At 36.0% G+C, this 19,337-nt stretch carries 14 protein-coding genes; 6 read left to right on the top strand and 8 right to left on the bottom strand.

The features are described from left to right. Window positions 1–7: 7 nt before the first annotated feature. Window positions 8–1,513: a RagB/SusD family nutrient uptake outer membrane protein gene (locus EHC72_RS11510; protein WP_131537844.1), complete on the top strand. Its 1,506-nt coding sequence runs from the start codon at window positions 8–10 to the stop codon at window positions 1,511–1,513. A gap of 8 nt (window positions 1,514–1,521) precedes the next feature. Beyond that, window positions 1,522–2,034 (top strand): DUF4843 domain-containing protein, encoded by a 513-nt coding sequence (locus EHC72_RS11515; RefSeq protein ID WP_131537845.1) that lies wholly within the window; start codon window positions 1,522–1,524, stop codon window positions 2,032–2,034. Between the two features lie 404 nt (window positions 2,035–2,438). Here EHC72_RS11515 and pdxH read toward each other — a convergent pair whose 3' ends face one another. Then, on the bottom strand, window positions 2,439–3,089 hold the full coding sequence (gene pdxH / locus EHC72_RS11520) for a pyridoxamine 5'-phosphate oxidase (protein WP_131537846.1): 651 nt from the start codon (window positions 3,087–3,089) through the stop codon (window positions 2,439–2,441). Window positions 3,090–3,135: 46 nt separating this feature from the next. On the opposite strand from pdxH, the gene EHC72_RS11525 reads away from it, so the two are divergent. Beyond that, a complete protein-coding gene (locus EHC72_RS11525; RefSeq protein ID WP_233166792.1) occupies window positions 3,136–3,699 on the top strand; it encodes a YqgE/AlgH family protein in 564 nt (187 codons plus the stop codon). Between the two features lie 56 nt (window positions 3,700–3,755). Here EHC72_RS11525 and EHC72_RS11530 read toward each other — a convergent pair whose 3' ends face one another. The 4 genes from EHC72_RS11530 to EHC72_RS11545 form a co-directional block, all read right to left on the bottom strand. Then, entirely contained in the window at window positions 3,756–4,697 is a 942-nt protein-coding gene (locus EHC72_RS11530) for a nitrilase family protein (RefSeq protein ID WP_131537848.1), read from the bottom strand. A 70-nt stretch (window positions 4,698–4,767) separates the two neighbouring features. Further along, window positions 4,768–5,574, bottom strand: coding sequence for a helix-turn-helix domain-containing protein (locus EHC72_RS11535; protein ID WP_131537849.1), 807 nt, complete (start codon window positions 5,572–5,574; stop codon window positions 4,768–4,770). Between the two features lie 336 nt (window positions 5,575–5,910). Further along, a complete protein-coding gene (gene purE / locus EHC72_RS11540) occupies window positions 5,911–6,417 on the bottom strand; it encodes a 5-(carboxyamino)imidazole ribonucleotide mutase (RefSeq protein ID WP_131537850.1) in 507 nt (168 codons plus the stop codon). A 40-nt stretch (window positions 6,418–6,457) separates the two neighbouring features. Further along, window positions 6,458–7,597, bottom strand: a complete 1,140-nt coding sequence (locus tag EHC72_RS11545) for a 5-(carboxyamino)imidazole ribonucleotide synthase (protein ID WP_131537851.1) — start codon at window positions 7,595–7,597, stop codon at window positions 6,458–6,460. A gap of 57 nt (window positions 7,598–7,654) precedes the next feature. On the opposite strand from EHC72_RS11545, the gene EHC72_RS11550 reads away from it, so the two are divergent. After that, entirely contained in the window at window positions 7,655–8,845 is a 1,191-nt protein-coding gene (locus EHC72_RS11550; protein WP_131537852.1) for a BaiN/RdsA family NAD(P)/FAD-dependent oxidoreductase, read from the top strand. A gap of 805 nt (window positions 8,846–9,650) precedes the next feature. Here EHC72_RS11550 and EHC72_RS11555 read toward each other — a convergent pair. After that, entirely contained in the window at window positions 9,651–10,367 is a 717-nt protein-coding gene (locus tag EHC72_RS11555; RefSeq protein ID WP_131537853.1) for a hypothetical protein, read from the bottom strand. A 170-nt stretch (window positions 10,368–10,537) separates the two neighbouring features. Here EHC72_RS11555 and EHC72_RS11560 point away from each other — a divergent pair, with 170 nt between their 5' ends. Then, window positions 10,538–12,751: a B12-binding domain-containing radical SAM protein gene (locus EHC72_RS11560; RefSeq protein WP_131537854.1), complete on the top strand. Its 2,214-nt coding sequence runs from the start codon at window positions 10,538–10,540 to the stop codon at window positions 12,749–12,751. Between the two features lie 549 nt (window positions 12,752–13,300). On the opposite strand, the gene EHC72_RS11565 is transcribed toward EHC72_RS11560, so the two are convergent. Both EHC72_RS11565 and EHC72_RS11570 read right to left on the bottom strand, forming a co-directional pair. Further along, window positions 13,301–13,564 carry a hypothetical protein gene (locus EHC72_RS11565; protein WP_131537855.1) on the bottom strand — a complete coding sequence of 88 codons (264 nt, stop codon included), beginning with the start codon at window positions 13,562–13,564 and terminating at the stop codon, window positions 13,301–13,303. A 573-nt stretch (window positions 13,565–14,137) separates the two neighbouring features. Continuing rightward, window positions 14,138–17,365, bottom strand: coding sequence for an amidohydrolase family protein (locus EHC72_RS11570; RefSeq protein WP_131537856.1), 3,228 nt, complete (start codon window positions 17,363–17,365; stop codon window positions 14,138–14,140). Window positions 17,366–17,439: 74 nt separating this feature from the next. Here EHC72_RS11570 and EHC72_RS11575 point away from each other — a divergent pair, with 74 nt between their 5' ends. Beyond that, window positions 17,440–19,332 carry a RecQ family ATP-dependent DNA helicase gene (locus EHC72_RS11575; RefSeq protein ID WP_131537857.1) on the top strand — a complete coding sequence of 631 codons (1,893 nt, stop codon included), beginning with the start codon at window positions 17,440–17,442 and terminating at the stop codon, window positions 19,330–19,332. The last annotated feature ends 5 nt before the right edge of the window (window positions 19,333–19,337 follow it).

A 19,337-nucleotide genomic window follows, 5' to 3' on the forward strand; every position in this document is an offset into this window, starting at 1 on the left:
AAATAATATGAAAAATTTTAATATAAAATATACCAGCCTCGTGGTGGTTACTACATTGATTCTTTCAATGACGGTTACTTCTTGCAAAAAGGCTATAGAAATAGATCCGGTTGATTATGTGAACTCGGAAACCGCATTAAGCTCCAAAGCAGGCATTGATGCAGGTATTGTAACGGCTTATGCCTTATTAAAAGGTGAGGTTATGTATGGCAATAGAATGATTGGACTTGGTGAGGCACTTTCTGATAATGGCCGATCAACAAACCGCTCGGGTCGTTATGTAAGCGAAGCGGTAAACAGTAGTGGCTCTCATTATTCTAACTGGACAACTTCTTATTATGGATTAAACTTAATTAATCAGATTTTAGAAGCCATCCCTAATTTAAATGTAACTGGCGTAACAGACGCTACAAAAGCATCGTGGATTGGCGAACTTAAGTTTTTAAGAGCCTTATATCATTTCGATTTAGTTAAAGAATATGCATACATTCCGGGAGCAGTTGTTGCAGCACAGGATCGTGGCGGAGTTCCAATTATCAGCAAATCTACCACTACAGCCGATGCTGCTTTGGCAACAAAATCAAGCAGAAATTCATTAACAGAGGTATACGATTTTATTTATTCGGATTTAACAGATGCGGTTTCTAAATTGAGTGATATTGGTTCGTCACCTTCAAGAGCAAATAAACAAGCGGCACAAGCATTATTTTCAAGGGTAGCCTTGTACCGTAAAGATTGGGCAAATGTAATTGCGTATTCAACTCCGGTAATTACTTCAAGAGGATCAACTTTGCTAACTTCTGCTAATTATGTTACCGGATGGACATCTGCCGTAAATCCTGAATCTCTTTTTGAGGTTACCTTTGCCGCATCAGGTGAAAGTTTGGGTGTTAACGTTTCTTTACAAACCTTATTTACATCGTTAAAAGTTAGAGGCGATAGAACACAAAAAGGTGGCTACGGAGATTTAGTTCCAACTAATGATCTGGTTTCAAAACTTGGTATCACCGTAACTAATAACGGATCTACTACAGCTGCAATTACAGCCAGATCATCCGACGTTCGAAATCAGTTGTTTGAATTGGGTGCAACTGCTTACACCACCGCATATATAGAATGTACCAAGTTTTTGGGCAGGAGTGGAGCAATTAACCTGGATAATGTTCCTGTAATTAGAATTTCTGAAGCATATTTAAACAGGGCCGAAGCCTACTATTTCAGTGGAAACGAGCCGTTAGCGCTTGCTGATGTAAATAAAATTAGAACAAACCGCGGCTTAACCGCAAGTACTGCAACCGGTACAGCCCTTTGGGATGAAATTTTACTACAAAGACGCTTAGAGTTTGCCTTCGAAGGACAACGATTTATGGATTTAAAACGTAACGGACTAGATATTTATAAACCTGTATCTGGCGTTACCGTAGCGTTTACAAATTTTGTTATTCTACCTTCTATCCCTACAAATGATGTGGATGCAAGTTCGGGTAACCTGAAACAGAATTACGGATATTAATTTAACTAATGATGAAAAATATAAAAATTTATTTGATACTTTTTACAGGCTTAATATTAGCATCATGTAATAAGAATAAAGATTATTTATTTACAGATACGCTGGTAGAGTGGGATGCATCCGCCTATAATGCAAATGCATCTGGCCTTACTTACCCAATACTTACCCGCATGCCAGGCTATGGAAGGGCAGCAATAAGTACGGATCCAACCATTACCAGAAGCTCTGGTACAGTTACTTTCAGGGTAAATTTAGTAGGAGCACAACGCAGCACCGATACCAATATTTCTTATGTGGTTAACAGTGCAAGCACGGCAATTGCTGGTACACATTATGTTGCCCCATCAGGAACATTTACTATCCCCGCAAATTCCAGCTTCGGTTATGTAACGATAACAATTTTAAACCCTGGTGCTAGTACTGCAGGTGCTAAAACTTTAATATTGGATTTAACTGGAAATGCCGAAATATCTCCAAGTGCAAATGAAAAAACTTTAGGTTTTAGCATTGCCCAGAATTAAATTTTACTTTTAAATTAAAAACAAAGCCACTTTAAGATTTCCCTTAAAGTGGCTTGTTATTTGTATCGAAATTAATTTTCGTCTCTTTCTGTAAACAGCTGATTGATAGTTAAATGTTAAGAAAAGTTAAAATGATTTAAACACCTTCTGTTTATCGATACATAGCTATTATTTATCGATACAAGCTTTTTTAAACCTACTTTTTTGAGGATTTTTGATCTGTCAACAAACAAAATAGGCAGGTTAATTGCTTATAAAATATTGAAGATTACCGTTCGGTTTTTAACATAAATACTGAACGTTTATATAAAAGTACTTCCTAGTAAATTTAGGTTAGTTAATGATTAGTTAAAAAAATAGAGATCTTGCTGGATAGCGGATCTCTATTTATTTTTAGGAGTATATTAAGGCGCAAGTCTGCTTTTAACCCATTCATTTTTTATCCATTCATAATTAATACGATCGTGCAAACGGTTTGATCTCCCTTGCCAAAATTCTATTCTTGTTGGCTTAACAATATAACCACCCCAGTGTGCTGGCTTTGCTATAGTTTTGCCTTCATTTTTTAAGGTAATTTCAGCTACTTTTTCTTCTAGAAATGCTCTATTCGGAATAATCTGACTTTGTGGAGAAGCTATGGCACCAATTTGACTATCTTTTGGGCGGCTATAAAAATATTGTTCAGAAGCTTCCTTATCCAACTTCTCTACCGTACCTTCTATACGAACCTGCCTTTCCAACTCTGGCCAAAAAAACACCAAACAAGCTTGTGGGTTTCTTTTTAATTCTTTTCCCTTTTGACTCAGGTAATTGGTATAAAAACGGAAGCCATCTTCATCCACACCTTTAAGTAAAACGATGCGGGCATCGGGCTTTCCAGCTTTATCGGCGGTAGCCAAAGTCATTACATTTGGCTCATATATTTTAGCTGAAACAGCGTGATCAAACCAGCTTTTAAACTGAGTAATAGGATTGTTATCTACATCAGATTCATCCAATGTGGCGCTTTTATAATCTTGGCGCAGGTTTTGTAGAAATTCATTAGTAACTTGCATAAAACAAAAATAAGCATCTTTTATGGTGCAACAAATGATTATCATCATGCTAAACAATATAAAACCCAAAACAGGCCGTTTGCTTATTTCTGAACCATTTATGGCTGATCCTAATTTTAAAAGATCTGTAGTTTTATTAACCGAACATGGCAATGAGGGTTCTGTAGGCTATATTTTAAACCAGCCTGGTAATTTATTGTTAAAAGATGTTATTCAGGATTTGTGGCAGGCTGATAACTTAATTTATTTCGGCGGACCGGTTGCTGCGGATACCCTTCACTTTATTCATAGATGTTATGACCAAATGCAAAGTGGAGAGCCCATTGGAGATGGACTTTATTGGGGTGGAAACTTTGAAACCTTAAAAATTCTGATTAATACCAATGCGGTTAACGAAAATGATGTTAAATTTTTTATGGGATATTCTGGTTGGGATGAGGGGCAGCTGAATCGCGAAATTGAACAAAATGCATGGATGGTGAGTGATATCCCAGATCTAAATACAATTTTTTCTAATGATGATGAGAAACTTTGGAGAGATGTTATTGTAAACCTGGGTCCAAAATTTGCGCATATTAGCAATTTTCCTGCCGACCCAAGTTTGAACTAGTTCCAGTTAATAGAGCGTATTTATTACAAACTATTAACTGAAAACTACTCACTATTTTACAGCCATATAACTTTTTGAAGGCTTTTATGGGGCTTGCTTATAATTTCTCCGTATAGCTCTGGTTTTCTTGCTTCTAAGTACCGATGGCCACCCGCTTGAATGAGTTTTTCTTTATTTAATTCGGCAATCGTGAATGAATCTTCAAGTGATCGGCATTCGGCAATAATATCCCCGAAAGGATCAATAATCATGGCGCAACCATTTTTTAACTGGTCATCATCCATCCCAATTGGATTAGAAAATATGGCGTAAATCGCGTTATCGTAAGCACGAGAGGGCAACCATTTCATAAGCCATTCTCTACCCTTTAAACCATCAAATTCTTTCCTTAATTGTATTGCATTTGCTTGCTTATTTTTCCATAATTCAGGATCAACAAAACCTGCGCCTGGCCTGGTAGATGGCGTACACATGGTTACGTGAGGCATAAAAATAATTTGAGCACCCAGAAGTGTAGTTGCTCTAACATTTTCTATCACATTGTTATCATAACAAATCAGGATGCCACATTTCCAACCATGTAAATCAAAAACGGTATAACTTGTGCCCGGCAAAAGATTTGGATTAATAAAAGGGTGGAGTTTCCTATGCTTTGCAATCAATCCATTTTCGTTAACACAGATATGTGCCTTGTACAAATTTTCAGCTTCATCTTTCTCAAATAGTCCTGCTAAAATGGTAATCTGATATTTTTTAGCAATTGTAATTAAAGCTTTTACACTCGGCCCATCAGGAATATGTTCAGCAATATTTAACATTTGCTGCTTACTTAAATTTCTAGCAAAGGTATATCCCGTAATCGAGCATTCGTGAAAGTTAATTACATTAGCACCTGCCTCTGCAGCCTCTTTTGCGAGCTTTTCAATTGTACTAAGGTTATATTTCTTATCATTACTTTTATTCTCAAACTGTGCTGTAGCAATCTTTAAATTTTTCATCTCATTATCTTAATTGTTAATACGAAGATGTACGAAATGAAATTCTAAAACTTGTAGAAAACCGACAATTTTAAAGCATAAGAAAATTAATAGCCAACAAATTATTGTTGTTTTGGTATTGGAGAGGTGTTAAGCCAGTAAATTTTTTAAAAATATTATTTAAATGTGATTGATCGTAATAGCCAAAACTGTAACTAATTGCTGATATATTTGTTTTGGACTTGGCTAGTTTAAGTGATTTAAGAAAATGCTGTAAACGGATAATATCTGCAAACTTTTTAGGGCTTAAACCAATATATTCACGAAACTTTCTCTCTAATTGCCTTTCAGTTACAGGAACTTCTTTCAATATTTCTGATAAACTGTTTGCTCCTTTTTGGGTATAAATTTTTTGAAGTGCAAAGCTCATTACCTTATCGTGGTGTGAATTTTGAGTTAATTGATTTAATAAAAAATCTTCAATCAAATTAATTGCTGCGGTGTTTTGAGTTTGTTCCTGGATTTTTTCTAAAAGTAAACGACCAGGTTGGCCAGTAAGCTCATCAAAGGAAATGGTTTTGTCATTAACTTCAAAAGCAGCAATATTAAATAATTTAAAAAGAGCAAACGGTTGCAAAACCACAATTAACATATCGGTTTCTGCCTTGGCAGATAAGGTATTAAACTGCGTAATTTGCCCGTAAACAAAACATTCTGGCTGCACAATGAAATCGTTACTGGCTTTAGTTTTCTGCGAAAAAGGTGTTTTTCTATGAAACACAATTCCAGGGCTTCCGTCAGAAAAAAACCTAAAGTCAGGATTTGTGCAAACATCATTAGCAAGAATTAGATAGTGGCGTACTATATTTTTTAATGCTATTGATGGTGATATTTGCATAAAATTATTTAGTCAATATTTCTAAATAAGCACCGAAATTTTACTGTTTTCTATGTGCTTGATACAATTCGCTTAAAATAAATAACAGGGGCGATCGCAATAAAAATTATGAGGCCGGTTATTGAAAAAATAATCAAATGCTGCACTGAACTTCCCCGTAAGGAAGTTTTGTAATATAATTCCCAATAACGTTTTAAAGAGCCACTGTTGAAGCAGTAATTTATGACTTTAGATATTCTCGCAAAATCATAAATTAAACCAAAAACTACTATTGCTACGCAGATACCAAATAAGGGAGCGGGCATATAAATTTGTTTTGCAGGTTAATTAAATATTCTATCCTTCCATTTCTGCAGCTGTTTCTTCAACCTTTTTTCTAAGCTCATCTTTATAAGCTTGCATTTTAGTGGTTAAAGATTCATCAGCCGTTGCCAAAATTTGCGCCGCTAATAAACCAGCATTCTTTGCAGCATTTAAAGCCACTGTAGCAACAGGTATACCGTTTGGCATTTGTAATATAGATAAAATACTGTCCCAACCATCAATAGAATTTGATGATTTTACAGGAACGCCAATAACAGGAAGGGTAGTAATGGAGGCAACCATTCCAGGTAAGTGTGCAGCGCCACCGGCACCAGCAATAATTACTTTTAAGCCTCTTCCTTGTGCTTCTTTAGCATAATTAAACATGCGCTCTGGCGTGCGATGGGCAGAAACTACAGTAATTTCATAGTTAATTCCAAATTCTTTTAAAATATCAGCAGCGTCCTGCATAACAGGCAAATCAGATTTGCTTCCCATAATAATTCCTACGCTGAAGTTTTGTGAATTTGTATTACTCATGATGTATATTTTTTTAATTTTTGTTTATTATTTCTATTAATTATGCAATTACCTTTAATGTTTTCTGTACGTATCTGGCCTTTTCAATAGCTTTTTCTCTATCAATATCTACAATGGTAATGTGTCCCATCTTTCTAAAAGGTTTAGTATATTTCTTACCATACAGATGCACAAAAACACCATCGATTGATAATATTTTTTCTAAATTTTCATATTTAGCTACACCTTCATAACCTTTTTCGCCTAATAAATTAATCATTACGGCATTGGTTATACTTGTTGTATCGCCCAAAGGCAAATTGTAAATAGAACGTAAATGTTGTTCAAATTGAGAAACATAGTTACCTTCAATAGTTTGGTGACCGCTATTATGTGGTCTTGGAGCCACTTCATTTACCAATAATTCGCCATCTTTAGTAATAAACATTTCTACCGCTAAAATTCCGGTAATGTTCATGGATGAGGCGATATTTTTAGCAATGTTTTCGGCCTTTTGCTGTAAGCTTTCTGCGTAAGTAGATGGCGAAATTAAAAACTCAACCAAATTAGCCTCCGGGTTAAATTCCATTTCAACCATTGGAAAGGTTTTCATATCTCCCTTTGAATTACGAGCAACAATTACCGCAATTTCCTTTTCAAAATCTACCAGTTTTTCAATAATACATGGAGCATCAAATGCTTTTTCTATATCGCTAGCATTATTTATGCGCATAACACCTTTACCATCATAACCATCTTTTCGCAATTTTAAAATGTATGGAAAGTGGAAATTACTGTTTATTATATCTTCTTTGGTATTAGCCAATTGAAATGCTGAAGTAGGAATATCGTTCTCTTTAAAAAACTGTTTTTGAACGCCCTTATCTTGTATCAAACGGATTACACGCGATTGAGGGAAAACCTGTTTACCTTCTTTCTCCAACTGTTCAAGCGCATCAATATTTACTTTTTCAATTTCAATAGTAATAATATCTGCCTTTTTGCCAAAGTTATATACGGTATCAAAATCAGTGATTGATCCGTTTTCAAAATAATTGCAAATGTGTTTACAAGGAGCATCCGGGTCTGGATCTAAAACTAAAGAAGTTACATTGTAATTTATGGCTTGCTGAATGAGCATACGCCCTAATTGTCCGCCGCCTAGTATACCTAATTTTAATTCGCTGATCTGTTTTGCCATGAGGGGATTGAAAATTATACTAATTTTGCACAAAAGTAACCATAATAAACTTTATTGATGAATGCAGATGCAATAATTATTGGAGCCGGTGCTTGTGGCTTAATGTGTGCCGTACAGGCAGGTTACTTAGGGAAACAAGTTATTTTGCTGGAAAAGAATGAAAAACCTGGCGCTAAAATTTTAATTTCTGGTGGTGGCCGATGTAATTACACCAATTACCTAGCATCGAGCGAGCAATTTATTTCTGCTAATCCTCATTTCTTAAAATCGGCATTTACACAGTGGACGGTTGATGATACCATTGGTTTTTTTGAAACGTATGGCATTCAAGGGAAAGAAAAAACATTAGGACAACTTTTTCCTGATCAAAAAAATGCGAAGGATATTGTTGAAGTTTTTACATCGCTATGCGTTGATTTTGGTCAGGAAATTAGGTGTAATGCTGATGTTAAAAATATTGAAATTTTAACCGATGGATTTAAAGTTACTTATGATAAAAATGGTAAAACAACTGTTTTAAGTGCTCCTAAATTAGTTATTGCAACAGGTGGTTTGCCAATTCCTAAAATGGGTGCTACGGATTTTGCACTGCGGTTTGCCCGCAAAAATAACCTTAACATTATAGAAACGGCTCCTGCTTTGGTTCCGGTAACAATTACTGGAAAAGATGAGGAGTGGTTTGCTCAACTATCGGGTAATTCTGTTTTTTGCGAAGTGAGTAACGACGAAATTGCCTTTGAAGAAAATATTCTGTTCACACACTGGGGGTTAAGCGGACCTGCAATTTTGCAAATATCTTCTTTTTGGCGTAGGGGCGAAACGATAAATTTGAACTTATTGCCACAACATAATATAGTTTCACTTTTAGATGAGGAACGTAAAACCAATGGAAAAACCTTCCTTTCTACATTATTGAATAGATTTTATACGAAGAAATTTACCGATGCTTTGGGTAAATTTTTACCATTAAGTAAACCTGTAGCTGCGCTTACAAATGCCGAAATTGAATTAATAGAACATACAATTCATCACTTTAAGGTTAAGCCTGCCGGAGATAAGGGTTACGATAAGGCCGAAGTAATGCGTGGCGGAATTGATACCAATGAAATTTCTTCTAAAACGATGGAGTGCAAAAAAATACCAGGTTTATATTTTGGTGGAGAATGTATGGATGTAACTGGCTGGTTAGGTGGTTACAATTTTCAGTGGGCGTGGGCAAGTGGTTTTGTAATTGCACAAAATTTATAAAACTTTCTAAGTATTCCCGTCCGTTCGTTTCCAAATAACTTTCTTAGATCATTAATTAAGTATTTTAGAAAGCAATGTCTTTGGTTCTTTTGTAACCTTGTTCCTGCGTTGCACTATATCCCGATAGAAAAAATCGGGGATGCCGTTGCACTCAGGTTTAGGCACAGCAAGCAAACCTTTGTATTTAAACCTGATCTGAGTGAATGCCACGATTCTTTATCGGGCAGTAGCGGGAGCAGGACTGCAACTGCTAAGTATTCCCGTCCGTTCGTTTCCAAACAACTTTTTTAGATCATTAATTAAGTATTTTAGAAAGCAATGTCTGTGGTTCTTTTGAAACCTTGTTCCTGCGTTGCACTATATCCCGATAGAAAAAATCGGGGATGCCGTTGCACTCAGGTTTAGGCACAGCGAGCAAACCTTTGTATTTAAACCTGATCTGAGTGAATGCCACGATTCTTTATCGGGCAGTAGCGGGAGCAGGACTGCAACTGCTAAGTATTCCCGTCCGTTAGTTTCCAAATAACTCTCTTAAATCATTAATAAATATTTTGGAAAGCAAAGTCTGTGGTTCTTTTGAAACCTTGTTCCTGCGTTGCACTATATCCCGATAGAAAAAATCGGGGATGCCGTTGCACTCAGGTTTAGGTACAGCGAGCAAACCTTTGTATTTAAACCTGATCTGAGTGAATGCCACGATTCTTTATCGGGCAGTAGCGGGAGCAGGACTGCAACTGCTAAGTATTACCGTCCGTTCGTTTCCAAATAATTTTCTACGATTTAAAGAATAAAACCTTTTTTAAGCCTACAAATAAACATTAGGCATAATTTCCCAAGCCCAAGGTTTTTTAAAAGTTTTAAAAGTTCTTAATTGACTAAAGAATAAAACCTCACTGGTTCTTCGGTTGGCAATATCTCTGCGGTATATATTTCCATAAGTGGTATAAAGTTCCCGATCGGTAAAGTTGTAAACCCGCTCGGTCATTTCGCCACTATTATTATTGTAGTATAGATTAACCGCGTTGGTTAAAAACCAATCTCTGTTTTGAAATTTAAAGGTATAACCAAGTTCCCAGCGCCATTCACTTCCGCCACTAAACCTTAAATATAATTGACCATCATTAATGTACAGTTGCTGCAAAGGATCGCCGAGTTTGCCACCTTCTTCTGATCTTAAAATAAAATCATTGTTTTGCGTAGATAGCTGGTAACTGCCACTTATTTTATCTTTAAAGAAAATAGCGAGCATACGTGGTTTTTGTGTTTCCTTAATAATATCGGTGCTATTATCTCCATAAACACGGGTTTCATCAACAGCTTTATGATATTCTAAAACCATGGCTAAATCTTCTGTTCCATCATTATTCAAGTCGCCACTAGTTTGATCGATTACCCTCCAATTTGTTGGCGTTAGCTGAGAAATAGTTTCGCCCTGGGCTTTAATTTTAGGAAAAACAAATGCCTTTTGAGCAAAGCTAACTTGTGTAAAAATTAAGAATAAGAGCAAATGAATTACTTTCATGTATGGGAAACGTATTTTTTATTAAACGTTTTGGGTAAGTTTTAATTGTATAATATAGAATAAGTAAAGCCTGTAAGCGTATTAAAAACAACATTTGAATGTTAGCTTATGTTTTTAATAACCCAATTAACCTTTAAAATCGCTTAATTTGCATTTTTAAATATTTCCTTTTGAAAACAGAACTTTTCCTTATTACGCCACCATTTACACAACTGAATACTCCATATCCGGCAACGGCGTATATAAAAGGTTTTTTAAATACTAAAAACATAAGTTCTACACAAGCAGATTTAGGAATTGAAGTAATATTGGCGTTGTTTTCCAAAGCTGGGCTTCAAAATTTATTTGCACATGTTAAACAGAAGCTAGCGGGGAGTTTGCCTACAATTTCTGCTAATTCTAAGCGTATTTTGGCTTTAGAAGATGAATATTTAAAAACAATAAATTCGGTTATTGATTTTCTACAAGGAAAAAATCCAACGTTAGCTTTACAGATCTGTGGCGATGATTTTCTTCCCGAAGCATCTCGGTTTTCTCAGCTAGAAGAACTTGATTGGGCTTTTGGTGCAATGGGTACACAGGATAAAGCAAAACATTTGGCTACACTTTATCTGGAAGATATTTCTGATTTTATTGTTGAGTGTGTGGACGAAAACTTTGGGTTTAGCCGCTATGCCGAGCGTTTAGGTAGAAGTGCTAACTCCTTTGATGAACTTTATAATGCTTTGCAGCAAGAGCTGACTTACATTGATGAAATTTTGGTAGAGATTTTAAAAGAACGCATTGAAACCATTCAACCTAAGTTATTTTTAATTTCTGTTCCTTTTCCTGGTAATTTATACAGTGCTTTTCGATCTGCGCAGTGGGTTAAAAAACATTATCCTGAAATTAAAATTTCTATGGGTGGTGGTTTCCCAAATACTGAGTTACGCTCGCTATCTGATAAACGTGTTTTTGAGTTTTTCGATTACATTACGCTAGATGATGGCGAACTTCCAATCGAGCTCCTAATTCAGAATATCAGTCAATCTATTCCTTTAGAAATGCAAATGTTTAAACGCACTTTCTTACTGGAAAATGGTGTTGTTGCTTATAGAAACGATGCTTTAAGGCAAGATTATAAACAAGCTAACGTTGGCACACCTGATTACTCTGACTTAAAACTCGACCAATATATTTCCGTTATTGAAATTGTAAATCCTATGCACCGCATGTGGAGTGATGGACGATGGAATAAATTAACGATGGCACATGGCTGCTATTGGGGCAAATGCACATTTTGCGATATCTCTTTAGATTATATTAAGGTTTATGAGCCTGTTGCAGCTAAACTGGTTGTGGATAGGATTGAGGAACTGGCTCTAAAAACCGGTCAAAATGGTTTTCACTTTGTGGATGAAGCTGCACCACCTGCATTAATGCGTGAGGTTGCTTTGGAAATTATTAGAAGAAAGCTTGCTGTAACCTGGTGGACAAATATTCGCTTTGAAAAAAGCTTTACACAAGATTTATGCGTACTGTTAAAAGCATCAGGCTGCATTGCCGTTTCTGGTGGGTTGGAAGTAGCTTCTGATCGGTTATTAAAACTGATAGATAAAGGCGTTACCGTAGAACAGGTGGCAAAAGTTACCCGCAATTTTACCGAAGCTGGTATTATGGTACATGCTTACCTGATGTATGGTTACCCAACCCAAACGATCCAAGAAACGGTAGATAGCTTAGAAATGGTGCGCCAACTTTTTGAAATGGGTATTTTACAGTCTGGTTTTTGGCACCAATTTGCCATGACAGCTCATAGTCCGGTAGGTATGTATCCTGAAAAGTTTGGGGTAGTTAAAGAAACTGAAGCAATTGGTACTTTTGCAAATAACGATATTAATTACACCGATAAAACGGGTATTGACCATAATAAATTTAGCTACGGTTTAAAAAAATCGCTCTTTAATTTTATGCATGGTATCTGTTTTGATTACGAATTGCAGGATTGGTTTGATTTTAAAATCCCGAGAACAAAAATTCCTGCTGATTTTATAGAAAAGGCATTAAACGATGATGATGGTTTTAATACTAAGCCAACAGCTAAAATAGTTTGGTTGGGTGGCAAACCTGAAATCGAAAGCTTTACAAAATCAAAAAAGGGAAATTCATGGGAAATAACTGCCTTAACCTTTCAAAATAAAAAAGATAGCTTCACCATTCAAACCAACAAGAATGAGGGCTTTTGGCTGGCTTCCATTCTTGAAAAAGTTTCTATATCGAACGATAAGGTTTACACCTTTTTAGAAGTTAAAACAGACTTTGAAACTAACTTCGAGGATTTCGAATTATTCTGGTATTCTAAACCAATAAATGTTTTAAGAGATGCTGGCTTACTTGTTTTGTAGCTGATTACCAAATGTTTTTTTACAAGGCATTGCATTTCCTTAAACTATTGGGCTAAGGTGCTAAATATATAATTTGAGCTTCCTAGAGCACCCATTGGGGTTATTAACCTATAATTTGGCGTTGTTTAACCACAAATTATAGGTTATAAACCGAAACCTTTTGGTTACTAACCGCTCCGATAGGGGTCAGGATATATGTGTTGGGGTTCTATACTGTTCCGTTTAGGTTCTTTACATATAATTTGGGGTTGCTTTACGTAAAACCTGAGGTTAAGTACCCCAAATTTACGGTTAGGAACCCTTCGGTTGGGGTTTAAAATTACTCCGTTGGGGTTAACAACCGCAACGGAGCACTTCAGCACCTATCCAGACTAGTATTTTATAGGTCGGTACTGGTTTGTGTAGCCTTTGCTTTGATAAAAACTGTTTTAAGTCGTTAGTTATCCTTTCGGTTGGTGTAATCACCAACCACATATAATTACATCATAACACATTACTTAGATTGCATTTAGATGGTACGGTTATCACACCATACCACAGGTATAAGCATTACATTTTCATTTTAAAATGCGTTAAGAAATAGATAATGAAAATCAATAATAATGAGTTAAAAATCAATAATAACCAAGAAATAACTGATTTACGGTCTTTCATTAAGGCCACAAAAGAGCTGATATATGCCATGGCAGCTAAAGCCAAAAATAAATCTACAGTTTGTATGCCAAGTAAATAATATCCACTGTAAGAAAAAACAAGGCCAGCCAACACTAAAAAAACGACCGAAGCTATATTATATAATTTATTGGGTTGCATAAATGAATTTACTGCTATTTGTTACAGGTTTACTCTAACAAGCGTGTGAAAAACTGTAAGTGTTAATTTTAAGAAACTGTTTAAATTTTGCCTAAAAAGATGATCGTCATTCTGAACTTGTTTCAGAATCTATCTTAAAAGACCCTGAACTAAATTCAGGGTGACGGAGTAAAATATTTAGTGAAATTTAAACAGTTTCTAAGCTTTTAAAATTTACCAAGCTAATATTTTTAAACCTTCAATCTGTAGAAAATGTTTGTCTCTTGTACTTAGTTTAAGCTTATGTTGAATATTTGTATCTAATAATACTTTATTTCCAGCCATCCAGATCTATGTTTTCACAACCCTGTTTGATGGCCTCATCCATTAAGTCTATATCTGATTTTGAGATTAATCCCAAAAAATCATGCGCAGATCTTTTTTTGTCTGTTGATACTGATTTTTTTAAAACCTTTACAATATTCAAGTCTTCCAAATCTTTAAGTAATTAGTATGCCTTATTATTATTAATTTGAAGTAGTACAGTTTCCATATCTCAAAATTACTTAATATTAAACTATTGTGCGAAAAATTTTAATCGCAATGCGGTACGGTGAAAGTCCATGTTTCTGCTTCAGTATTTGGAATAACGTAACCATTTCCCTTAGCATTTTCAAACCATAATTTGCCTCTCAATTTTTCTCTTGTTCCAACTTCATTTAGTGTTGCACTATCATAAAGGCGACCGTTAATCATTACATATTTAATTTTTTCAGAGTTACGAATATCATCCAATGGGTTTGCATCCATAATCACTAAATCAGCCAGTTTACCAACTTCTAATGAGCCAATTTCCTTATTCATACCTAAATAGCTTGCGCCATTTATTGTTGCATTTCTAATGGCTTGTAGTGGAGAGAAACCACCTTGCACCATCATCCATAATTCCCAATGTGCACCTAAACCTTGTATTTGCCCATGGGCACCTAAATTAACCTTTGTACCGCCATCGGCAATTTGTTTTGTTGCTTTGGCAATGTCAATATGGTTATAATCGCCATATTCTGATGTTGTTCTACGGCGAGCTCTACCATCTATAATTGAACGTGGAGTATAAGTCATAAGTTTTTCGTTTTCCCAAACATTGGTACGATCATACCAGTAATTTTCGCCCCATTGGCCACCATAGGCAACAATTAGAGTGGGGGTGTAGCCAACTTCGGTATTGTTCCAAAAGTTAATTACATCTTTATAAACTGGTAAAACCGGAATGCTGTGTTCAATTCCAGTATGCCCATCTGCAACCATATTCATGTTTGTAAAAAATGTTGAGCCACCTTCTGGTACCACTTCCATTTTTAATTGTCTGGCAGCTTCTAAAATTTGCTGGCGTTGTTCTCTTCGCGGTTGATTGTATGATTTAACTGAAAACGCACCAACGGCTTTTAATCTACGCAAGTTTGCCAGCGCATCATCTAAACTGTTAATCACTACTTTAAAATCGCCATCTGCACCATATAAAATTGATCCTGTTGAGTAAACCCTCGGGCCAATCATTCTACCTGCTTTAAGCATTTCACTTTGGCTAAAAACCATTTCTGTATTGCTTGATGGATCATGAGAAGTGGTTACGCCAAAAGCCAGGTTTGCCATATAACTCCAATCATTTTGCGGTGTAATTCCATCGGGGCTAGTGCGTAAATGCGCATGCACATCCACAATACCAGGCATAATGGTTTTGCCATTTACATCAATAACCTTGGCATTTGCAGGAACCGTTATCGCATCGCTTTTACCAATAGCTGTAATTTTATTTCCATCAGTTAGTATTGTTCCATTTTCAATTACTTCATCACCCTTCATGGATATAATTCTGGCGCCTTTAAGGGCAACAATTCCTGTAGGTATGTCACTTTTAAGGGTTAAATTAATATCTATTGCTGTTGCAGTGGTTTTTGGTGTATTGCCATCAAAATTAAAGGCATTATTTACATCAATAGTGAAATATTTTGGCCCCATTGTCCAATGTAAACTCCTGCTATCAGTACTCCATTGCATGTAAGTTCCACCATCGGTAGTTACTTTAGTTACTGGAATGGCTTTATTTCCTGCCGAAGCATCTTGAGCGGTTCCAACATTAATCATCGGTGTAATATAAACGTTGAATAACTCATTAAAGGCAAGCCATTTATTATCAGGGCTAATTACAAACTGGTTGGCGTATTGAGAAGTAAAGTGCGTACGTTCATTTGCGCCATTTAAATCAATACTTTTCAATGCTTTTTTACCATCTGCATAGCTTTGGAAATAAATTCTGCTGTCGGTATTATTAAATTGTGGTCTAATTCCGTTTTCCGTTACTAAGGTTTTAGAGCCACCATTTGCAGGCATAATAAAAATCCCGGTTCCACGCCCATAGCTGTAACCTAAAACATCGTTTCCAACACCTTTTCTAAAAACAATTTTATCTCCTTTTGTAGAGTATTGTGGCGAATAGTAAAAACCTTTTTCATCACTTAGGGTAATGGTTTTACCAGTTTTAAGATCTGTTCTTTTTATAGCACCCCTTAATTCATCATTCCAAGTAGTGTAAACCACATATTTTCCATCAGGACTAAAGCTCGGTTCAAACTCAAAATCTATTCCGTTGGTTAATCTTTCTGGCGCACCATTGGGCATTTCCTTTTTATATAGATACCCTGCAGCATTAAATACCAGCATATTCCCATCCGGCGAAGTAACCAGTTGTCTTAACATTTTAGCCGAAAATTCATTTTTGAAAACTTCCTGTTCAAAATGTAAAGCTTGTTGCACCGTTTGCGTACTATTTACCTGAAAGGGAATTTCGTCTGTTTGTAAATTATTAAGATCTGTTTTTCTGATCTTTCCCTTGGCATAAAAAACCAATCCCTTGCTATCTGGCATCCATGCAAAATTTGGATAAACACCAAAAATTGCCCAGGTTTCTTGCTGGTCGTGAGATAAATCTTCGTAAACAGGCCACTCTTCACCCGTTTTCATGTTTTGCACATATAAAACAGATTTTAAACGAACACGCTTTACAAAAGCCATTAAATTCCCATCAGGCGAAATCTGCGGTCGGCATGCACCACCTTGTTCATTTACCAAAGTAGAAAGCTTGCCACTGTTTAAATCCAGCTGCCTAATGGCATAAATAGTTCCGTTTGGGTCTTTACTATATTCAAAGTTTGGCCCTGGGCTTACATCTTCACTAAAAAAGACATATTTTCCATCAGGAGAAACATTTGGCTCTCCAGCATCTTGCTGGTCGTTTTTTCTTTTAGTGAGTTGTATTCCTTCACCACCGTTTATGCTATACATCCACATTTCGCCAGCCCCTAAAGATCGTGATGCCGTAAAATGTTTTCTTGCAACCAAATATTCACTATTAGGCATCCAGGTTGCATTGTTTAAAAGCCTAAAACTTTCTTTGGTTATTTGCTTTTTGCCAGAACCATCACGGTTCATAATCCAAATATTATCGCCACCACTTTTATCACTGGTGTAAGAAATGTACTTTCCATTGGGGCTAAATCTTGGCTGAACGTCCCAGGCAATGCCTCCACTTAATAGTTTTGCACTTCCACCAGTAATTGGCATACTGTAAATATCACCCAATAAATCAAAAACAATTTCTTTTCCATCCGCACTTACATCCAGGTTCATCCAGGTGCCTTCATCTGTATTAATGCTGAAGTTTTTAGTTGTACCCTGATATTTTTCAATGTCCCATTTTTTTTCCTGAGCTTTTGATGTCAGTACAAAAAGTGAAAGCGCTGATAAAAAGAAAAATCGTTTCATTAAATTATTTAGATTAATTGTGCCGCAATTTAGTAATATGTGCCGCTTTTTTATAGTTTTGATACCGCCGATTTATGACAGCAATAGAGATTTTACAAAAGTATTGGGGACATCAGTCTTTCAGGCCCTTGCAACAAGATATTATTACATCTGTTTTGGAAGGGAAGGATAGCTTAGCGCTTTTGCCTACTGGCGGAGGGAAATCCATCTGTTTTCAAGTACCTGCATTAGTGCAAGAGGGTATTTGCATTGTGGTTTCGCCACTGGTTGCGTTAATGAAAGATCAGGTAGAAAATTTAAAGGCAAAAGGGATAGAGGCAATTGCCATTTACGGGGGCATGGGCAAGCGAGAAATTGATATTTTGCTTGATAACTGCATTTATGGGAAAATCAAATTCCTGTATTTATCGCCAGAAAGATTGCTTTCTGATTTGGTTCGGGTAAGAATTTCTTACATGAATGTTAATTTAATTGCAGTTGATGAAGCGCATTGTATTTCGCAATGGGGATATGATTTTAGACCGCCATACCAACAGATTTCTAAACTGAGAGAAATTTTACCAAATGTGCCCATCTTAGCGCTAACGGCTACGGCAACAGAATTTGTTAGGCAGGATATAGTTGAAAAACTAGAGATGAAAGATCCTCAGGTTTTTGTTAAAAGTTTTGCAAGAGATAATCTAAGTTATGTTGTTTTTGGGCAAGAAGATAAGTATAAAAAGCTAATCGATATTTGCAAAAATGTAAAGGGAACAGGGTTGGTTTATGTTCGTAATAGACGAGAAACTGCCGAGGTTTCTAACTTTTTGAATCGGAACCAAATAAAGGCTGATTTTTACCATGCAGGATTAGAAAGAGATGCCCGTTTTAAAAAGCAAGAAGATTGGAAGCTAAATAAAACCCGTATTATGGTTGCTACTAATGCCTTTGGGATGGGAATTGATAAAGCTGACGTTCGCTTTGTGGTGCACCTTGATTTACCCGAAAGCTTGGAAGCTTATTATCAGGAAGCTGGAAGGGCAGGCCGGGATGAAAAAAGAAGTTATGCGGTTTTACTGGCTAATCAAGCAGATGTTTTAGGCTTGGAATCCAGATATATAGATAGTTTTCCATCTACAGATGATATTAGAAAAACCTATCACCACCTCGGTAATTATTTTCAACTGGCTTTTGGAGCAGGTGAGGGTTTAACCTTTCCTTTTGATGTAGCTGACTTTTGTAAAAGGTTTAATCTGAGTGTTTTAAAAACCCTTTCGGCTTTTAAGTTTTTGGAGCACGATGGCTTTGTTACCTTGTCAGAAAGTGTCTTTTTACCTTCCAGATTAATGTTTGTTGTTTCTCATGAAGAAGTTTATCGCTTCCAGATTGAAAACAGAGCTTATGATAATTTAATTAAAACAATACTGCGGTCTTATGGTGGTGCTTTTGATGGTTACGTAAAAGTTAATGAAGCAGAATTAGCTAAAAGGACAGGGTTTTCTTACACAGAAATTGTTTCTTTACTTAATAAATTACAATCTATAGAATTGCTTTCTTATTTGCAGCAAACCGATCAGCCACAGTTACAATATGTGCGTGCTCGGGTAGATATGGATCATTTTGATGTAGACGCTAAATATTTAGAGCTTAGAAAGGAGATTTTACTAAAGCAAATAAATGCTGTTGTTGCCTATGCATCAAGCTCAGTATGCAGAAGTATGCAGTTATTGAGTTATTTCGATGAAAATAATGCGCCAAAATGTGGAGTTTGTGATGTTTGCCTAGCCGAAAAAAAGCTTGAAAATGAAAGACAAATTAACGATCAGTTGGATTTTGAAATTATTTCAACACTGCAACAACAGCCTTTAAGTTTGGATGATTTGGTGTTGAACATGAAAATAGGTAATGAAAATGAACGTTTAGAAGCCATTCGTGAACTATTGGATGCTGGTAAAATTAAATCAGATGGCAAGAAATATTATCTGTAGCTCTT

The sequence above is a fragment of the Pedobacter nototheniae genome, from assembly GCF_004335085.1.
Taxonomy (GTDB): domain Bacteria; phylum Bacteroidota; class Bacteroidia; order Sphingobacteriales; family Sphingobacteriaceae; genus Pedobacter; species Pedobacter nototheniae.

Excerpts from the sequence above, each read along its gene's own strand:
- EHC72_RS11510 (WP_131537844.1), top strand. The coding sequence starts at position 8 with ATGAAAAATTTTAATATAAAATATACCAGCCTCGTGGTGGTTACTACA.
- EHC72_RS11515 (WP_131537845.1), top strand. The coding sequence starts at position 1,522 with ATGATGAAAAATATAAAAATTTATTTGATACTTTTTACAGGCTTAATA.
- pdxH (WP_131537846.1), bottom strand. The coding sequence starts at position 3,089 with ATGCAAGTTACTAATGAATTTCTACAAAACCTGCGCCAAGATTATAAA.
- EHC72_RS11525 (WP_233166792.1), top strand. The coding sequence starts at position 3,136 with ATGCTAAACAATATAAAACCCAAAACAGGCCGTTTGCTTATTTCTGAA.
- EHC72_RS11530 (WP_131537848.1), bottom strand. The coding sequence starts at position 4,697 with ATGAAAAATTTAAAGATTGCTACAGCACAGTTTGAGAATAAAAGTAAT.
- EHC72_RS11535 (WP_131537849.1), bottom strand. The coding sequence starts at position 5,574 with ATGCAAATATCACCATCAATAGCATTAAAAAATATAGTACGCCACTAT.
- purE (WP_131537850.1), bottom strand. The coding sequence starts at position 6,417 with ATGAGTAATACAAATTCACAAAACTTCAGCGTAGGAATTATTATGGGA.
- EHC72_RS11545 (WP_131537851.1), bottom strand. The coding sequence starts at position 7,597 with ATGGCAAAACAGATCAGCGAATTAAAATTAGGTATACTAGGCGGCGGA.
- EHC72_RS11550 (WP_131537852.1), top strand. The coding sequence starts at position 7,655 with ATGAATGCAGATGCAATAATTATTGGAGCCGGTGCTTGTGGCTTAATG.
- EHC72_RS11555 (WP_131537853.1), bottom strand. The coding sequence starts at position 10,367 with ATGAAAGTAATTCATTTGCTCTTATTCTTAATTTTTACACAAGTTAGC.
- EHC72_RS11565 (WP_131537855.1), bottom strand. The coding sequence starts at position 13,564 with ATGCAACCCAATAAATTATATAATATAGCTTCGGTCGTTTTTTTAGTG.
- EHC72_RS11570 (WP_131537856.1), bottom strand. The coding sequence starts at position 17,365 with ATGAAACGATTTTTCTTTTTATCAGCGCTTTCACTTTTTGTACTGACA.
- EHC72_RS11575 (WP_131537857.1), top strand. The coding sequence starts at position 17,440 with ATGACAGCAATAGAGATTTTACAAAAGTATTGGGGACATCAGTCTTTC.